Source organism: Pseudomonas azadiae (assembly GCF_019145355.1).
Taxonomy (GTDB): Bacteria; Pseudomonadota; Gammaproteobacteria; order Pseudomonadales; family Pseudomonadaceae; genus Aquipseudomonas; species Aquipseudomonas azadiae.
In genome coordinates this window covers 1532852-1548186 of the sequence record NZ_JAHSTY010000002.1, presented here as the reverse complement: position 1 = coordinate 1548186, position 15335 = coordinate 1532852, and the positions used below count along the sequence as shown (strand labels likewise).

General features: G+C 57.1%; 17 protein-coding genes. 8 read left to right on the top strand and 9 right to left on the bottom strand.

What is annotated here, in order from left to right; genetic code table 11:
* Positions 1 to 198: 198 nt before the first annotated feature.
* Both KVG91_RS23440 and KVG91_RS23435 read right to left on the bottom strand, forming a co-directional pair.
* Positions 199 to 609: a VOC family protein gene (locus KVG91_RS23440; protein ID WP_169378842.1), complete on the bottom strand. Its 411-nt coding sequence runs from the start codon at positions 607 to 609 to the stop codon at positions 199 to 201.
* Positions 610 to 687: 78 nt separating this feature from the next.
* On the bottom strand, positions 688 to 1428 hold the full coding sequence (locus KVG91_RS23435; protein ID WP_169378843.1) for an SDR family NAD(P)-dependent oxidoreductase: 741 nt from the start codon (positions 1426 to 1428) through the stop codon (positions 688 to 690).
* Positions 1429 to 1581: 153 nt separating this feature from the next.
* On the opposite strand from KVG91_RS23435, the gene KVG91_RS23430 reads away from it, so the two are divergent.
* The gene (locus KVG91_RS23430) at positions 1582 to 2241 is read left to right on the top strand and encodes a TetR/AcrR family transcriptional regulator (protein WP_169378844.1); all 660 of its coding nucleotides are present in this window, start codon (positions 1582 to 1584) and stop codon (positions 2239 to 2241) included.
* A 24-nt stretch (positions 2242 to 2265) separates the two neighbouring features.
* Here the strand turns inward: KVG91_RS23430 and KVG91_RS23425 are convergent, their stop codons facing one another.
* From KVG91_RS23425 to KVG91_RS23415, 3 genes are read right to left on the bottom strand one after another with little or no spacing between them, the layout of a single operon-like run.
* Positions 2266 to 3240, bottom strand: coding sequence for a saccharopine dehydrogenase family protein (locus KVG91_RS23425; protein ID WP_169378845.1), 975 nt, complete (start codon positions 3238 to 3240; stop codon positions 2266 to 2268).
* Positions 3237 to 3638 carry a VOC family protein gene (locus tag KVG91_RS23420; RefSeq protein ID WP_169378846.1) on the bottom strand — a complete coding sequence of 134 codons (402 nt, stop codon included), beginning with the start codon at positions 3636 to 3638 and terminating at the stop codon, positions 3237 to 3239. Before KVG91_RS23420 ends, KVG91_RS23425 begins: the two co-directional genes overlap by 4 nt.
* Positions 3639 to 3655: 17 nt before the next feature.
* Entirely contained in the window at positions 3656 to 4399 is a 744-nt protein-coding gene (locus tag KVG91_RS23415; protein ID WP_169378847.1) for an SDR family NAD(P)-dependent oxidoreductase, read from the bottom strand.
* 138 nt (positions 4400 to 4537) lie between these two features.
* On the opposite strand from KVG91_RS23415, the gene KVG91_RS23410 reads away from it, so the two are divergent.
* Positions 4538 to 5431, top strand: coding sequence for an AraC family transcriptional regulator (locus KVG91_RS23410; protein ID WP_169378848.1), 894 nt, complete (start codon positions 4538 to 4540; stop codon positions 5429 to 5431).
* A gap of 868 nt (positions 5432 to 6299) precedes the next feature.
* On the opposite strand, the gene KVG91_RS23405 is transcribed toward KVG91_RS23410, so the two are convergent.
* Positions 6300 to 7283 (bottom strand): 5'-nucleotidase, encoded by a 984-nt coding sequence (locus KVG91_RS23405; protein WP_169378875.1) that lies wholly within the window; start codon positions 7281 to 7283, stop codon positions 6300 to 6302.
* A gap of 302 nt (positions 7284 to 7585) precedes the next feature.
* Between KVG91_RS23405 and KVG91_RS23400 the strand changes: the two genes are divergently transcribed.
* Together KVG91_RS23400 and KVG91_RS23395 are read left to right on the top strand one after the other, a co-directional pair.
* Positions 7586 to 7876, top strand: coding sequence for a type II toxin-antitoxin system ParD family antitoxin (locus tag KVG91_RS23400; RefSeq protein WP_169378849.1), 291 nt, complete (start codon positions 7586 to 7588; stop codon positions 7874 to 7876).
* A 2-nt stretch (positions 7877 to 7878) separates the two neighbouring features.
* Positions 7879 to 8235, top strand: a complete 357-nt coding sequence (locus KVG91_RS23395; RefSeq protein WP_169378850.1) for a type II toxin-antitoxin system RelE/ParE family toxin — start codon at positions 7879 to 7881, stop codon at positions 8233 to 8235.
* Between the two features lie 215 nt (positions 8236 to 8450).
* Here the strand turns inward: KVG91_RS23395 and KVG91_RS23390 are convergent, their stop codons facing one another.
* From KVG91_RS23390 to KVG91_RS23380, 3 genes are all read right to left on the bottom strand, one after another.
* Positions 8451 to 9725 carry a type II toxin-antitoxin system HipA family toxin gene (locus KVG91_RS23390; RefSeq protein WP_169378851.1) on the bottom strand — a complete coding sequence of 425 codons (1275 nt, stop codon included), beginning with the start codon at positions 9723 to 9725 and terminating at the stop codon, positions 8451 to 8453.
* Positions 9718 to 10035: a helix-turn-helix domain-containing protein gene (locus tag KVG91_RS23385; RefSeq protein WP_169378852.1), complete on the bottom strand. Its 318-nt coding sequence runs from the start codon at positions 10033 to 10035 to the stop codon at positions 9718 to 9720. Before KVG91_RS23385 ends, KVG91_RS23390 begins: the two co-directional genes overlap by 8 nt.
* Positions 10036 to 10311: 276 nt before the next feature.
* The gene (locus KVG91_RS23380) at positions 10312 to 11220 is read right to left on the bottom strand and encodes a LysR family transcriptional regulator (RefSeq protein WP_169378853.1); all 909 of its coding nucleotides are present in this window, start codon (positions 11218 to 11220) and stop codon (positions 10312 to 10314) included.
* A 279-nt stretch (positions 11221 to 11499) separates the two neighbouring features.
* On the opposite strand from KVG91_RS23380, the gene KVG91_RS23375 reads away from it, so the two are divergent.
* From KVG91_RS23375 to KVG91_RS23360, 4 genes are all read left to right on the top strand, one after another.
* Positions 11500 to 12486: an aldo/keto reductase gene (locus KVG91_RS23375; protein WP_169378854.1), complete on the top strand. Its 987-nt coding sequence runs from the start codon at positions 11500 to 11502 to the stop codon at positions 12484 to 12486.
* 243 nt (positions 12487 to 12729) lie between these two features.
* On the top strand, positions 12730 to 13716 hold the full coding sequence (locus KVG91_RS23370; protein ID WP_217894968.1) for an aldo/keto reductase: 987 nt from the start codon (positions 12730 to 12732) through the stop codon (positions 13714 to 13716).
* Between the two features lie 55 nt (positions 13717 to 13771).
* Complete coding sequence (locus tag KVG91_RS23365) at positions 13772 to 14551, top strand: carboxymuconolactone decarboxylase family protein (RefSeq protein ID WP_169378856.1); 780 nt, start codon at positions 13772 to 13774, stop codon at positions 14549 to 14551.
* A gap of 246 nt (positions 14552 to 14797) precedes the next feature.
* Complete coding sequence (locus KVG91_RS23360) at positions 14798 to 15211, top strand: putative quinol monooxygenase (RefSeq protein ID WP_225927046.1); 414 nt, start codon at positions 14798 to 14800, stop codon at positions 15209 to 15211.
* Positions 15212 to 15335 lie beyond the last annotated feature (124 nt).

The following is a 15335-nucleotide window of genomic DNA, read 5'->3' as shown; positions in this document are numbered from 1 at the left end:
TCTTTCTAGTGATGAGCTCGGCTTACTTTATTTGCGGCGTGTTTCGGCGCTATTTATCCGAGACAAACAGTTCGATCCTCAAACGCAGTAATTGGCGCTTTCGCGCAGCGACGGAGGTGCTGCCGCTGGTAGCCGATGCCGCTTCTAAAAATTGAGGCTGCCCCCTGGCATCTGAAATGGACCTGATGTGAGCCTCGATCAAGAGGCCACTTGGCAAACGGCTTCCAGATTCACGCCATCAGGTGTCAGCACATAAGCGGCGTAGTAATTGGCGTGGTAGTGCGGCCTGATGCCCGGCGACCCGTTGTCCCGTCCGCCGGCAGCAATGCCGGCCGCGTGGAAAGCATCAACCGACTCACGACTTGGGGCGATCAGCGCTATATGCACCCCGTGACTGGCGACGGACGCGTCATGCAGCCAAAAGAACGGCTTTCCTCCAGAACCAAACCCCAGTCGTCGAGGCTTCGGCCCTGGCGGATTCGCCTCGATACTCATCACCAGGGTAATCCCTAACGGCCTGAGCACGGGTTCGTAGAAGGCTTGAGAATACGAGGTGTCCGAAACAGCGATGCCCATATGATCTATTGCCGACCCCGTAAAGTCGCTCATTAGGTACTCCTTGATGGCCGATTCATCGGCAGCGAATACAGCTTTTTAACGACAGGGGGAGGTCTGCTCCGTACCCGCCTAGACCTGAGATGCACCACCATCGGCGAACAGTTCGGCGCCATTGACGTAGCTCGACGCATCACTTGCAAGGAACAGCGCGGCCTGGCCGATCTCGTGGGCCTGACCGATACGACCAAGCGTGCTCTTCTCGCTGAGAACATCGATGATCTGCTGTGCGTTCTCGCCCAGTACATCGCGCAGAGATTGGGTGTTCACCGGGCCTGGGCTGAGCAGGTTGATACGAACGCCAGAACCCTTGATATCCAGGATCCAGCTGCGCACCAGCGCCCGTAGCGCTGCCTTGGTAGCCCCATAGACACCCAGGCCGGGGCCAGGATTGATCGATGCGGTCGAGCCAATGATGACGATACTGCTCCCCTTGCCCATTAAGGGTAGCGCCCCTTGCACCGTGAAAGTCGTGCCTTTGACGTTGGTTGTAAACAGCTTATCGAAGCCTGCGACGGTGATTGCTCCCAAGGGCTCGATTGCACCTGTCCCAGCGTTGGCAATCAGCACATCAATACGGCCATGGACTGCCTGTATGTGAGCGAATAACGCGTCAAGGTCGGCGGGGTCCGAAATGTCTGTGCATACGCTAGACGCGTGCGCACCGAGGCGGCTCACGGCATCGTCGAGCTGGGCCTGGCGACGCCCGGTGATGATCAAAGTGGCACCCTGGTTGGCGAACGCTTCTGCAATCGCGAAGCCAAGGCCCGAAGACCCGCCTGTTACCAGCACGAGTTTATTATTGAATTGCATTGGGAATACCTTCAGGAATTTATGTAGCGAACACTACATGCGTTTGCGCTCACCAACAAGTTATTTATCAACCACTACATAAACCCTGCACTCTGCGATTGATATACGCTGTAGCGGTCGCTACAGTTACGGTACCGACTCAGCGAGATGAACATGAACGAAAACAACCGGCAGCGCCGTCCCGCCTTCGACCGCGAGCAAGGGATAGCCATCGCTCAGGCACTGTTTCATCAACACGGTTTTGACGCCGTGAGCCTGTCCGACCTGACCAATGCCATGAACATCAAACCCCCGAGCTTCTATGCCGCCTACGGCAGCAAGGCGGAGCTCTTCGAGCGGGCGATGCGTCGTTACGCCGGTGAAAGCGCGCTACGTTTAGACAGACTTCTGGCGCCGGATCGACCTCCTGCTCAAGCGCTGACTGCACTATTGATTAGCGCTGCGACGCAATACGGACGAGATAAAACCTTGCGTGGATGTTTGATCACCGAGGGCATGCGGGCGGATGACCCGATTGCCCGAAACATGGCAGAGACATTGGGTGATGCCGCGATTCAGACGATCCGGGGTTATCTTGACCAGGTTTGCCCGCAACGCGCGCAAACGCTGGCCGACTACGTGCTGATTACCCTGCGAGGCCTATCCGCCGCCGCATGCAGTGGCCTGTCTCGAAAACGCTTGATCGAAGTAGCCCAAGTTGCCGGCAAAGCAATTTCCCTGGAATTGGCAGAATACGCGCCACCGCAGACTTCTGAGCCACTCAGTGCTGCGCATCTTCCAAAAAGCTTCGACTCAGGGCGTTCTTCGGCTTGAAATCTTGAACGGCCACCACCCACCTCAGAAATCGGTGATCACCGTCCCGGCAATACTCTCGGCAAACCCACCACCAAACACGTTGGCCGGCGTTGCAAAACCCGGCTGCTGCTCACCGTTCATTACTCGCCGCGCAGCTTCTACCGCCGCCAGCGGCGTATAGGAATAGCCGTTGACGGTATCAATCACCGAGCGCGCGATTGCGCCATCAGTCCCGGTGACCTCAACCACTGCCCGCGCGCGATGAGCAGCCCTTTGCTCGGGTGTGGGACCATCAGGCAACTGCGACAGATCACCTTCGGGAAACGCGTCGCCCGAGATATGCACGAACATCGCAATGTTGCGGATGCCGGTCGAATGCCATCCCGTCACTAGGTCGCCGAATGACAACGGCGCACAGGGGACCGGTCCGTGGCCAAAATCAAAGTGGCGTGGTGCGGCATCCGGCGTCGCAATAAGTTCGCCATCGACCCTGGTGAGCACGCCTGCCCCGATGATTTCGCTGACGCTCATCGCAGACCCGCGAGACATCGACCCGGGGACCTGAAGCGCGATACTCAGCGCAACCGGTTTTACTGCACGCTTGGCAACATGCACCGCCAGCGAATCGGTAGGAACGACATCCCAGTCGACCCCCGGCAACAGCATGACGTGGTTCGCAGCCGCTTCAGTACCCAGACCCTCGGCCATGCGGTAAACATTGATCTCGGCAGTGATGTCCAGATAGTGCACGCCGGCCTTTATACAAGCGTGCATCAACGTCTCGGCCGTTTGTGCAAACGGCCCGGCGAAGTTCAGCAATACTGAAATGCCAGATAAAGAGTCTTCGGCATCATGGGTATCAAACACCCGATAAGGAACGTCCAATTGCGCTGCGAGCGATTCGAGGCGCTTGGCATTACGCGCGGCGATTTCGAAATCCAGACCGAGCGCTTTTGCTCGCTCAGCCGCCATACGACCGCTATAGCCTGTAGCTCCGTAGATCAGTAGTGTACTCATTGGACGTGCTGCCATTTTTTGTAGACGAATTCGAGGCTGTACCCATCCGGGTCCAGCACATTGGCAGCGTAGTAGTCGGGATCGTAATGCAAGCGTGCCCCAGGCGGGCCGTTGTCGACCGCACCCTGATGCAGGGCGGCGGTATAAGCGGCATCAACTTCAGCCTGGCTGCTTGCGACAAAACCAACATGTACCGCGCGCCCTTCCACAACGCCTTCACGCAACCAGAAAAACATCCGGCCGTTGGCACCAAAGCCTTTCAGGTCAGGATGGCCCGGTGGGCCATCCTTGCCGTCGTAGTCCAGGCGCGCGGTGATACCCAACGGGGTCAGGGCAGCTTCGTAGAAACGGATGGACCGTTCGATATTGCTCACGGACAGAAAGATATGATCCAGCATGGCAAAACCCTCTTGATTCAGATGTTGTAGCCGCCGGCCACTTCGAGGGTCTGGGCATTGATCCAGGCGCCCTCCTCTGACAGCAACATGGCGATAATTCGCGCAACGTCTTCTGGCTCGCCGACCCGGCCGAGTGCCGTTTGCGCCGCAAGATTCGCCTCGAATTCAGCGTTTAGCCCCCCGCCCAATTCGGTGCGGATGGCGCCGGGTGATACCGCGTTGGCCCGTATGCGCCGCTCACCGAACTCTTTGGCCATGTAACGGGTGAGCACCTCGAGCCCGCCCTTGAAGGCAGCATAGGGCGCCACGCCAGCGGTGGCGACGCGGGTAGTGGCACTGGTCAGGTTGACGATACTGGCATTTTCCGCGAACAGCGGCAGTAGGGTTTGAGTGAGAAAAAACGGCCCTTTGAGGTGCACGTTGAACAAGCCGTCGAACTGCGCCTCGGTGACAGTTGCCAAGGGATTGAACAGGCCGTACCCGGCATTGTTGACCAGGCCACTCAGCAGGGTGGCGTTCCAGGTGTCCCGTAAGGTCAGTACTACTGACTTACGAAACGCTTCGAAGCTGCCGACATCAGACACGTCGAGCTTGAGAGCAACAGCCTTGCCACCGACGCGCTCGATGCGTTCCACGACTGAGGCGGCAGCCTGGGGATCATTGTTGTAGGTCAAGATGACACCCATACCGCGCCTAGCAATGTGCTCGGCTGCACTGGCACCGATTCCACGGCTGCCGCCGGTAATGACGATGACGCTCATTTGATATTCCTCTGTGGCTTATAGGTGGCCCCACAGTACTTATCACGATCGCAAGGGGCGTACCCATTCCTACTCGGAACCTGCCTGTTTCTGCTTTTCGCTTGCATGGCACAGGGTTCTGCCGTCAGCATGCCCAGCATGGACAATCAACTGAATGAACTCAGGTCGCTCGCGGCCAAGGCTGAAAATCGCCGTACCGAAACGGGTATCCCCCGCGTGGCCATGGTCAAGGGCAAGATCCCCGAACACATGCTGGCGGCGGTCTATGACCCGATGATCAATCTGATCCTGCAAGGCAGTAAAAGCATGAGTGTGGCGGATCGGACGCTTCGGTATGACCCTGCGACTTATTTCGTCATGTCCATTAATTTGCCAGCAGTGGGGTCTGTGCATCCGAGCGTATCAGGAGAACCTTACTTGGCAGTCAGCCTTACTCTTGATCCAACTGTGTTGTCGACGCTATTTGAAGACCTGCCCAAACCTGTCAGCCGCCCTGAGAACAATCTCGGGTTTTCAGTAGCGCCAGTCACAACCGATTTGATGGATGCGTGGGTACGAATGCTGCGATTGATGGGGAACCCGGACGCGATCGCAGCCCTGTCTCCGGTTTATGAACGGGAAATCATCTTCCGAGTGCTCCAGGGCCCCCATGGCTGGATGTTGCGGGAGATCGCAGCGCCGGATACGGCGATGGCCCGAGTCAACATGGCGATCCAGTGGATCCGCCGTGACTTTGCGGAGCCAATTGGGGTGGAACAATTGGCGCAAAGAGCATCAATGAGCGTCTCGGCGTTTCATCGCCACTTCAAGGCAGTCACCAGCCTGAGTCCTTTGCAGTATCAAAAACGGGTTCGCCTGCTCCAGGCTAGAACACTGATGGTGGCCCACGCCAAGAGTGTCATGGCGGCTGCCTTCGAGGTCGGTTATGAAAGTGCGACACAATTCAGCAGGGATTATTTACGGGTGTTTGGACTTCCACCTGCACAAGATGCCGGGAGGATCCTCGGGGAAACGAGCGCCATCAGACGCTAACCAGTTGGAGGGTTGGGTAACCGGCTAGAAAAGATCCATGGCCGTCAGCGAATTCCGATTTACCGGGTGGCCTCGCTGATAGCCGGTCTCTTGACGATTGTGTTCTGGCCCCTCCTTCCAGATCAAATGTGGAATTACACTGGAAGCCAGCCAAAACCACGCTGGGGTTTATCAGGATTCGCCATTCATGATCGCTAGCACAGCGGGCTGTAGGTGGGGGCACATCTGAAGACATGCTTTAAGAGGATGCCTCAGCCGGAGGCCCAACAGCCCTTTTCTCGAAGACAGGACGCTCTGCGAGTTGATAGACAGGCCTGAGGTTTTCAACGTATCGATGGGAACCCGGAGAGTTATTGAAAACCGGGAGCACCTGTCATGGCCTACTCTGATTGTCTCAGAACGTGGCGAGCTCACCATCAGAGGCTCAAGGAGCCACTCCGTCATTGGCCCTGCGCGAAGCAACCCTCGCAAACCCATCGTCAAGTGCCGCTAGTTCCTGAAAAAGCGTAAATTCGCCTTTGCTGCGGAATTCCGCATGATCGAGTGCTGGAAAGAATTTGGCCATGGATGGAAAAAACGCTATGTCAGTTGGGGCATAGTAAGGCACTGGATGCACCCGTGTCCTCTCCTCCACCAACCTATCAATGGTACCGCTCCGATCAGACCAGACCGGGCGGAAATTACCGAATCGATAGTCACGTTGAACCCTACCCACCTTGGGGTTCATCGTTCGGGAAATGGATTCGCTATCGAACACGTTGGTGACTGGTTGCAAATCGACGAGACAACGTCGTCATCAAGGCTGGAACGGGTGCGCAGCACAGAACCGATACGAATTCCTGTGGTACTACGCGCTCAAGCCACCGTTTTACACCACCTGCTGGACCTGATCCGCTTCAGGCTCTATCGCATCCACAGTAGAGACATGGTTGGTGATGCCGAAAGGAATGTGCACGGATGGAGCAACTGCGCTAGTCGATTTAAGGTGCCCTGATTGGTCATCGAAAAAGATGTGTGGTTTCAATACACCTAAAATTTTTCCTTTCTCGATGCCGCCTAGGAAGAATGCGTCATTGGCCATGACACCCCAACTCTTGAGTGTATTCATCGCACGCTCATGAGACGGAGCATTGCGGGCTGTGACGATCGAGACGCGTATGCGGTTTTCGTATTCAGGATTGAGCTTTTTGTGCTTCTCCTCGACCGACTGGATTTTGGATATCCGCACCATGAATTCCTTCAGCGGCCCAGGGTTATGGGGCTGCATGACATTCTTCACTTCGTGCGCATGGAATTCAGACAATCCAGAGGCCTGCATGATTGTTTCGGACTCATCGCCAGCGAGCACGCCGTCAAAGTCGAATGCGATGCGTAGGGTTTTATCAGTCTCGTCGTCTTCAAATTTTGAATCGAGAACCTGGCCAGCCGGGTACCCGGCCCTGATAGCCGCTTCCACGTCTTTTTTGTCACCCGACAAAAATAAAGCGATATTCAGTGCTGGTATGTATTCATAAGGAGATTTTCCCTGCATGAAAATCGCCCTTGTCATCCCAAGCCCGTAGTGCTCGATAGTCTTCAGTACGCGCAGCCCAGTGTCGGGATCATTGCGCGAAAGAAGTATCACCTCGACGAGCGGATCCGTAGGATCGACGCTCAGGTCATTCACTGACAGTAAACGCTTGATGAAGGGGAACGCTATCCCCTTAGGAAGCGGGACGTGCAGATTTTTTTGCTGAAACTTGCGGTATTCCTCCTCCCCCTGACTCTGAAACACTGCGTCCGATGACAGCAAATCAAACACAGCGCTGGAAGCGACGCCAATCACCAGGCGATTTTCTAACTCGTAGGGCATTGGAACCTCTCTTGATGCCTCTAAACGCAAATATTGATGGGCATCGAACATGCCGATCGATTTCAGGGCGGATCGAGAAGCACACATCGCGCGCCTCCTCCCACGCACAGTCAGGCATATCAATCTTCAAATCAATCTGCCGGTTGCTTTCATTATGGGAGGATGACTTTGAACCTTGCTGATTGGCGCCCAGTCAGCCGTCACCTGATCGCCGGATGTCGGCCCCAAGCTATTCTCCTGAGCGAAATTGGCATAATATGCCAACATCAAAAGTACCTGTTTGCATAGAACTGGAGCTAGTTATGGCGACGCGAAACGTTGTGCTCACCCCTCACCAGGAACAGGTTATCCATGACTTGGTGCAGTCCGGCCGTTATCAGAATGCCAGCGAAGTGATGCGAGAAGGTTTACGTTTATTGGAGCAGCGCGTCGCCGAAGACACCGCCAAAATTGAGGCACTGCGTCAGGCGACCTCGATCGGCATCATGGATCTTGAGCACGGGCGCTTTACCCAGGTGAACGAGGGTGATCTGGAGAACTACCTCGAGGGCTTGAGCCTGGAGGCAACCCTCTCCACGAGAGAGAAGCACTGAGTATGCCGCAGTATCGGATTTCTAACCCGGCGCGCACCGACATTGTCGACATCCTTAGGCTCTCCCAGACGCAGTTCGGCGATCAAGCACGCCAGCGCTACCAGGCGCTGATCCTCGCGGCGCTGCAAGCGCTTGCCGACACGCCTTATCGCATTGGCAGCCACGACCGCGATGAACTTGCACCGGGCCTTCGCAGCTATCACCTCATCTATTCACGCCAGCAGGCCAAACAAACCCATGGAACGGTCAAAAGCCCACGCCATATCGTGTTCTATCGTGTGACAAACGACGACGTGATCGAGGTCGCCAGACTCCTTCATGACGCCATGGAAGTGCAGTTGCACTTGCCTAACGACTGATCAGCGACCTGGCCCAACGGCTTAACTGGCAAGGAATAGCGAAGTCCGTCGAGATCGCCATTCGCGATCACTCGCACACTCGGTACGAATGGGGGCAAAAGTGGGGGCAAACAAAAGTGTTATCGACCTGAAAATATTGTCCCAGAGCCCAGTCAAAATGTTTTTTAGCGATCCTGAGAGTCTTTAGGCGTCGTCGGGTGGGCTGTTCAGCCTGATCATTCCACATGACCGCGGTGTAACCGCGCTACGTTCTGATCGATGCGGCCTTGAATCGTGCGCAAGGTGTCTTGAGTAATAACCTGTGGATAGAGGTTCTCTGCGATGCTCGCAAACTGGCTCGCCACATCACAAACGCCGTCAATCACTCTGCCTGCAACATCCGGGGGCACCTCGGCTTCCTCGGCAAGCCGAAGCATTTGCCTGCGGGAAATCGCCAGCGCTTCACCCATCACATCCATCTGGTGGTATCCACCTGGTCCCTCGCAGAAGGTCACGTCGTAAGCCGGTGACAGGTTCCACTGACCGTCTTGCGACATGATGTAGGCGAAGTTCTTGGGATGATCGTCTCGGTTGTTGAATGCAACATTGAAGACGGCACGTTCGAAGGCCACCGCCATCTCTCGCACGTCGTTGGTACACATCTGTGTTGCCCGCAAGAAGTTGACGTAGTCCAATACCCCCGGAGACCGGTAATTTGCCCCCGTAAAGGCCGCGAGGCTTTGCATGGGGACGCGCAGATCATCCCGGCGGTCAAATCGCTTACTGGCAAATGCAGCCAACCCATTAGGCAGACTGAAGTACTGCGTGTCAGGGGTCTCGATGCCGCACATGCGCAGGCACTCGGCGTAGACCATCTCGATAGCACACACCTCGGCATGCTCGTCTTTCGCCGGGAACTTGACCAACCAAGCTTCAAAGCCCGCCGTAACGACAGTGGTAAAACGGCCAGTTTCTGGATCGCGATAGACCAGGGCCTTGGGCCTCGCACCTTGAGGCGAGCCACCCACCAGCAGCAACGTCTGCAGGAACTCGCCGCCGTCTCCATGGAGCACTTCCTGCACTTCGGCGGCAAGCTGCTCCAGTGGGATATGGACTTCAGACACCTGCCCTTCTGGTGCCACGGGCTCAAATGTCATGGCCCCCATTGCGTTGCAACCGATGTATGCCAGCCGTTCCAGTGAGCCGATGCGCGCCGTGGTGAGCCCGCGGCGCCTGAACATACGGTCCATCAGCAACAGGCCCCACCCATCGGGCAAGGAATCGTAAACAGGCCCAGGCAAGTACAGTTGGTGGTCTGGAAAACCTTGGCGCAACTGAGCCCCCTCCAACGGGAGCGTGTAGGAGGACAGTTCCAAGCCCCTTTGCCTGGCTTCATTGCTGTACTGGAACACGATCAGCGGCCGACCGGTCAGCGCGGTAGTGGAGACGAGCGTGCCCCATTGCCATCGCTCACCCCAGCCCTCGTAGAAGACGTTCACCTGCTCAAGCATTGCCGGGCTTCCTCTTTGAACGCAGACGATTGGCGCTGTTTTCGTAGCGCCGAATGTCCTCGATGCTGTCCAGCTTTGGCAGGAACAGGCCTTCAAGTTCCTTGGTTCGACCAAGAGCCATCGCCACACGAACGACGTTCTCGAATCCAACATTGCGCCCTGCTTCAAGGTTCGACACTGTGTTTGTGCCAATGCCGGCACGTCCGGCCAAGTCGGCTTGTGTCATGTCCAGCGCCAAGCGCTCTGTACGCAAGCGATCGCAGAGGCGCCTGACGACCTCGCTCGGCTTGCTGAAGCTTAAATCCAACATAGTGTGCACCAAGACCATTCTGGGCGATTTAGTCCCCAAAATTATAGAATTAACGCTCCAGCCTATCAAGAGAGTTAATTCCCTAAACCTGTGCCTTATCGATTAATTTGCAACTTAAGCCACAATTTAATGGACTTATCTACCATAAAGCCAAAAATAGTGAGCACTGTTTGGGGACCGTTAAGATCCGTATTCTTGGTGATATCTTGCATTGCGCCCCTGAGGAGCGAACCTTCGAGTACGTAGCCAAGCAATGGTTTAAGTCTGCAGATCAGGCTACAAGCCAAGAGGCTTAACTTCTCGAATGAAATCAATCAGTAAGCGCAAACCTGTTGGCAGTTGCCGTCGGCTCGAATAGTAGATATGAAAGCCATCTTCCAGCGGGGCCCACTCCGCAAGCACCAGGCGGAGCCGCCCGTCCTTCACATAAGGCTCAACCAGAGGCTGCGGGAAATACATCAAGCCAGCACCACCGAGCACCGCGATGAGGCCCGTCTCAGCTTGGTCGACCGTGACGGACGTTGGTACGGTGATCTGGAATGCCTCACCATTGCGTTCCAGTTCCCACCGATAAACCCGATCATCTCCAAGACGGTTGCTGATGCATCGGTGATTCAACAGGTCATCCGGATGTTCGGGTGTTCCGAACCGCTCAAGGTAACTGGGTGCCCCCGCGACAACCCAGCGAATATCGGCCGAGAGGCGCCGACTCACCATGTCCTCGGGGACGGTACCACCGTAACGGATTCCGGCATCGAAGCCGGCGTCGGTCATATCCACCAAACGATTACTGGCAACGATATCGATCTCGACATCGGGATACCGATCCATGAAGGCCGGCATAATAGGCGCCAGTAAAAGATTTGCCGCCTCGACAGCAGCATTGATCCTGACCCTGCCACTGGGTGTATCTCGGAACCGGTTCAGCGTTTCCAGTGCCGTATCAATCGCCTCAAAAGGATCGCCGATCGATTGGGCAAGCGCCTCACCGGCTGCTGTCAACGTCACACTCTTTGTGGTGCGATTGAGCAGCCGAACCCCAAGTCGACTTTCCAGCCCCTTTAGCGCGTGGCTCAGCGCCGAAGCACTCACGCCGATCTCCACAGCTGCACGGCTGAAGCTGCGGTGGCGCGCGATGGCCAGAAAATAAATCAGATCGGCTACATCTGCGCGACTGGTCTGCATGTCAATTCGACCTCTCTGTTAAACGAGAGCTACCTCGCCACACGGTGATATTTATCGTGCACCTTCTCGCCCAATGCCGTGCTGCTCGGCGGGCAGCGCCATTAGTCCATAGTAATTTACGTCTCGCCTGTTTTTTCGTTGCTGATCCTGAATATTCCTCACAAGTCCATCCTACGTGCCCCTGTAACTGACCTGCGTATGCATCGTTATGCTGGATTCATCCCGCGCCTGGACAGGATGAACTTCCGGCTTGGCGCAATCACGTCACGGAGCAAGAGAATGGACTATACGCATTTGGGCCGTACTGGCCTTCAGGTTAGCCGTCTGTGCCTGGGCACCATGAATTTCGGAGACGTCACCGACGAGGCCACGAGCTTCCGGATTCTAGACGAGGCGCTTGAGGCGGGTATCAACTTCATCGACACCGCCGACGTCTACGGCACCGAGCAGTCGCCCGACATCAAGCAAGGTACAGGCCTCTGCGAGGAAATAATTGGACGCTGGCTTGAACAGGGTGACCGACGCAATCAGATCGCGCTGGCCACCAAGGTCTATCAACCGATGGGCCCGGGCCCGAACGACCGACGGCTATCGGCATACCACATCCGAAAGGCCTGCGAGGACAGCCTGCGTCGACTCAAGACCGACCACATCGATGTCTATCAGATGCACCACATTGATCGTCACACGCCTTGGGAGGAAATCTGGCAAGCCATGGAGATCCTTGTCCAGCAGGGGAAGGTCCTATATGTCGGCAGCAGCAATTTCGCAGGCTGGGACATTGCCACCGCGCAATCGGCCGCCAACGAACGGCATTTTCTCGGTCTGGTCGCCGAGCAGAGCCTGTACAACCTGGCAGCTCGCACAGTGGAGTTGGAGGTCATTCCCTCTTGCCGGCATTACGGGCTGGGTCTCATCCCCTGGAGTCCTCTGGCCGGAGGCCTGCTCGGCGGGGTCCTGAAAAAGGCGGCCAACGGTCGTCGCGCAAGGCCGGCTTTGGCCAAGCGGATCGAACAACATAGGGTTCAGCTCGAAGCCTACGAAGGTTTGTGCGAGGACCTGGGAGAGACCCCTGCTGATGTGGCGCTGGCCTGGCTTCTTCAAAACCCTATCGTTACCGCGCCCCTCATCGGTCCCCGGACTGTCGAGCAGTTGAAAGATGCCCTTCGTGCGACAACGGTCAGCCTGTCCGATGACACGGTGCGATGCCTCGAAGAAATCTGGCCGGGTCCCGGCGGCGAAGCGCCGCAAGCCTACGCTTGGTAGCGCTGGGGCGTCAGGTTCTCGCATTCAACTACATGGAGCATCCAGTCTATGAGCGATACAACGTCTGACGATCGTTTCGTTGGCGATCAAGTGTCCACTGATCGTCGCAACTTTCTCATCGCCGGGAGCGGTGTCCTGCTGGCAGCAACGTCACTTGGGAAGGCCGGACAGGCGTTGGCGCAATCGACCAACACCGCAGCAAGCAGCAGCCCATCCACTGCGACTCCCGTCAAAGAGCAGTCCATGAACATTCGAAAACTCGGCTCGCTGGAGGTTTCCGGCATGGGGCTCGGATGCCTGCCGATGGTGGGTTACTACGGCGGCGGGCCACGCGACCGTAAAGCGATGGTTTCGCTTATCCGTACCGCCTTCGAGCAAGGGGTCACCTTCTTCGATACCGCAGAGGTCTACGGACCTCATCTCAGCGAGGCGTTCGTCGGCGAAGCGCTGGCCCCCGTTCGCGACCAGGTCGTGATCGCCTCCAAATTCGGCTTTGGCGTCGAGGAAGGCCAGCCAACCGCGCTCAACAGCCATCCCGACCATATCCGTCGGGCCGTTGAAGGCTCGCTCAAGCGCCTTAAGACCGACCACATCGATCTCCTCTACCAACATCGCCCCGATCCTAAAGTGCCGATCGAGGACGTTGCAGGGGCAATCAAGGATCTGATCCAGGCAGGCAAAGTCAAACACTGGGGCCTGTCGGAAGCAAGCGCCACTACGATCCGACGTGCCCATGCCGTGCATCCCGTTGCCGCAGTCCAGAGCGAATACGCAATGTGGTGGCGTGAGCCCGAGACACGGATTTTTCCGACCCTCGAGGAGCTTGGCATCGGCTTCGTCCCTTACTGCCCGACGGCGCGTAGTTTCCTGGCAGGGGCAGTCAATCCGAGCCATCGCTTCGACCAGACGGACCGCCGGCATAACCTGCCCCGCTTCCAGCCAGATGCACTGCGCATCAACATGGCGCTGCTGGAGTTCGCCCGCGATTGGGCAAGACGCAAGAACACGACGGCTGTCCAGTTCGCCCTCGCCTGGGTCATCGCCCAGCGCCCGTGGATCGTTCCGATCCCTGGCACGACGCAGTATCCCCATCTGATCGAAAACATCGGGGCGGTAAACGTCCAACTGACCGCCAACGAGCTGCGCGAGATCGATGCGGGCCTGGCCAAAATCACCCTACGCGGCGGCCGGGCCGACCCCTTCACCGAAAGCCAGTTCGATCGCAGCTAAGCGGCGAGTGCCGCCTTCGCTCCAACCTTTCAGTTCATGCCGAGGAGATACAGATATGAAGCGCCTCGCCCCAATCATCGCAGGAGCCATCATCATGACAACCACGAGCACCGAAGCCCGGCAACCAACCAACGAGGGCCGCCGCTTTTCGCCTGAGCAGGTCCGGTCGGTCGCCCCCGCCCTCGAACAGTACACGCAGGACCGCCTTTACAGCGATGTCTGGAACCGCCCCGGCCTGAGCAGTCGCGACCGCAGCCTGGTTACCCTCGCGGCGTTGATCGCGCGCGGCGAAGCGCCGGAGCTGACCCAGTATGCCGATTTGGCAATCGAATCCGGCGTAACACCGGCAGAGATATCAGAAGTCATCACCCACCTCGCCTATTACTCGGGATGGGGCAAGGCCATGGCCGCGGTCGGACCTGTAGGCGAGGTATTCGCCAAGCGCGGTATCGAGGCAGATCAACTGCCGGCCATTCGCCCGGACCCTTTGCCCCTCGATGAAAAAGCCGAAGCCCAGCGTGCAGCACGGGTCGGTGAGCAGTTCAACACCGTGGCGCCGGGCCTTGTCCAGTACACCACCGATTACCTCTTCCGCGATCTCTGGCTTCGTCCCGACCTCAAGCCCCGCGACCGCAGCCTCGTCACTGTCGCCGCGCTGATCTCCGTCGGCCAGGTCGAGCAAATCACCTACCATCTCAACCGCGCGATGGACAGCGGCCTGACCGAAGAACAGGCTTCGGAGGTCATCACCCACCTGGCTTTCTACGCTGGCTGGCCGAACGCCATGTCGGCCCTGCCCGTCGCCAAGGGCGTTTTCGAAAAACGACGCAACTGATCGCCAGCTTTCGGTCGTCGTGCCCGAAAACAACCTCGGCGCGGCAGGCCATTCACAAAGATGGACGCATCTTCATCGCATCGGTGGGCGATATGCGACAGGGTTCCATTCGCGCCGTCGATCCCGATGGGTCGAACGCGCAGACGATCATCGCCCCCGACGCTGGCTACCTCGCCAATGACCTGGTCTTTGAAAGGTAGGTCATTTGCCGCTGCATCAGACCCCATTGACCCAAGGAGATATCACATGACGAAAAACAGAAACCGACTCCTGCCGACGGTATTTTGCGCTGGTATGGCATATAGCCTCGGAGCAGGTAAGGTGCAGGCACAAGAGGCGCCTACGACCGTTGTACGCATTGCCGAATTGGTGATCGATCCGGCACAGCTTGAAGCCTACAAGGTGGCCGTCAGGGAAGAAATGGCAGAATCCATCCGCGTTGAACCTGGCGTGCTCGCCATCTATTCAGTCGCGGAAAAGGGAAAGCCCAACAGTCTTCGTTTTTTTGAGATTTACGCTAGCGAGGAAGCCTATCGAGCACACATCGAATCCCCGCACTTCAAGAAATATGTAGCGATCACACAGCCCATGATCGTGTCGCGCAAGCTGATTGAAACACAGCCCGTCCAACTCAGCGCCAAAGCGCTACAGCCTGACTGACGGCCAAGGTCCCTTCAATCTTGCGAAGGAGCATGACCAATGAAGCTGAATGGTTTTTCTGAGAAACCGAGAACAACGCGCGTATTCAGACAGTTCGCGTCAACGACCTTCGCGATCAAGCCCG

Coding starts and splice junctions, on each gene's coding strand:
- KVG91_RS23370 (WP_217894968.1), top strand. CDS start 12,730: ATGAACATTCGAAAACTCGGCTCGCTGGAGGTTTCCGGCATGGGGCTC.
- KVG91_RS23385 (WP_169378852.1), bottom strand. CDS start 10,035: ATGTTGGATTTAAGCTTCAGCAAGCCGAGCGAGGTCGTCAGGCGCCTC.
- KVG91_RS23400 (WP_169378849.1), top strand. CDS start 7,586: ATGGCGACGCGAAACGTTGTGCTCACCCCTCACCAGGAACAGGTTATC.
- KVG91_RS23410 (WP_169378848.1), top strand. CDS start 4,538: ATGGACAATCAACTGAATGAACTCAGGTCGCTCGCGGCCAAGGCTGAA.
- KVG91_RS23375 (WP_169378854.1), top strand. CDS start 11,500: ATGGACTATACGCATTTGGGCCGTACTGGCCTTCAGGTTAGCCGTCTG.
- KVG91_RS23395 (WP_169378850.1), top strand. CDS start 7,879: ATGCCGCAGTATCGGATTTCTAACCCGGCGCGCACCGACATTGTCGAC.
- KVG91_RS23415 (WP_169378847.1), bottom strand. CDS start 4,399: ATGAGCGTCATCGTCATTACCGGCGGCAGCCGTGGAATCGGTGCCAGT.
- KVG91_RS23365 (WP_169378856.1), top strand. CDS start 13,772: ATGAAGCGCCTCGCCCCAATCATCGCAGGAGCCATCATCATGACAACC.
- KVG91_RS23405 (WP_169378875.1), bottom strand. CDS start 7,283: ATGCCCTACGAGTTAGAAAATCGCCTGGTGATTGGCGTCGCTTCCAGC.
- KVG91_RS23425 (WP_169378845.1), bottom strand. CDS start 3,240: ATGAGTACACTACTGATCTACGGAGCTACAGGCTATAGCGGTCGTATG.
- KVG91_RS23420 (WP_169378846.1), bottom strand. CDS start 3,638: ATGCTGGATCATATCTTTCTGTCCGTGAGCAATATCGAACGGTCCATC.
- KVG91_RS23440 (WP_169378842.1), bottom strand. CDS start 609: ATGAGCGACTTTACGGGGTCGGCAATAGATCATATGGGCATCGCTGTT.
- KVG91_RS23380 (WP_169378853.1), bottom strand. CDS start 11,220: ATGCAGACCAGTCGCGCAGATGTAGCCGATCTGATTTATTTTCTGGCC.
- KVG91_RS23430 (WP_169378844.1), top strand. CDS start 1,582: ATGAACGAAAACAACCGGCAGCGCCGTCCCGCCTTCGACCGCGAGCAA.
- KVG91_RS23390 (WP_169378851.1), bottom strand. CDS start 9,725: ATGCTTGAGCAGGTGAACGTCTTCTACGAGGGCTGGGGTGAGCGATGG.
- KVG91_RS23360 (WP_225927046.1), top strand. CDS start 14,798: ATGACGAAAAACAGAAACCGACTCCTGCCGACGGTATTTTGCGCTGGT.
- KVG91_RS23435 (WP_169378843.1), bottom strand. CDS start 1,428: ATGCAATTCAATAATAAACTCGTGCTGGTAACAGGCGGGTCTTCGGGC.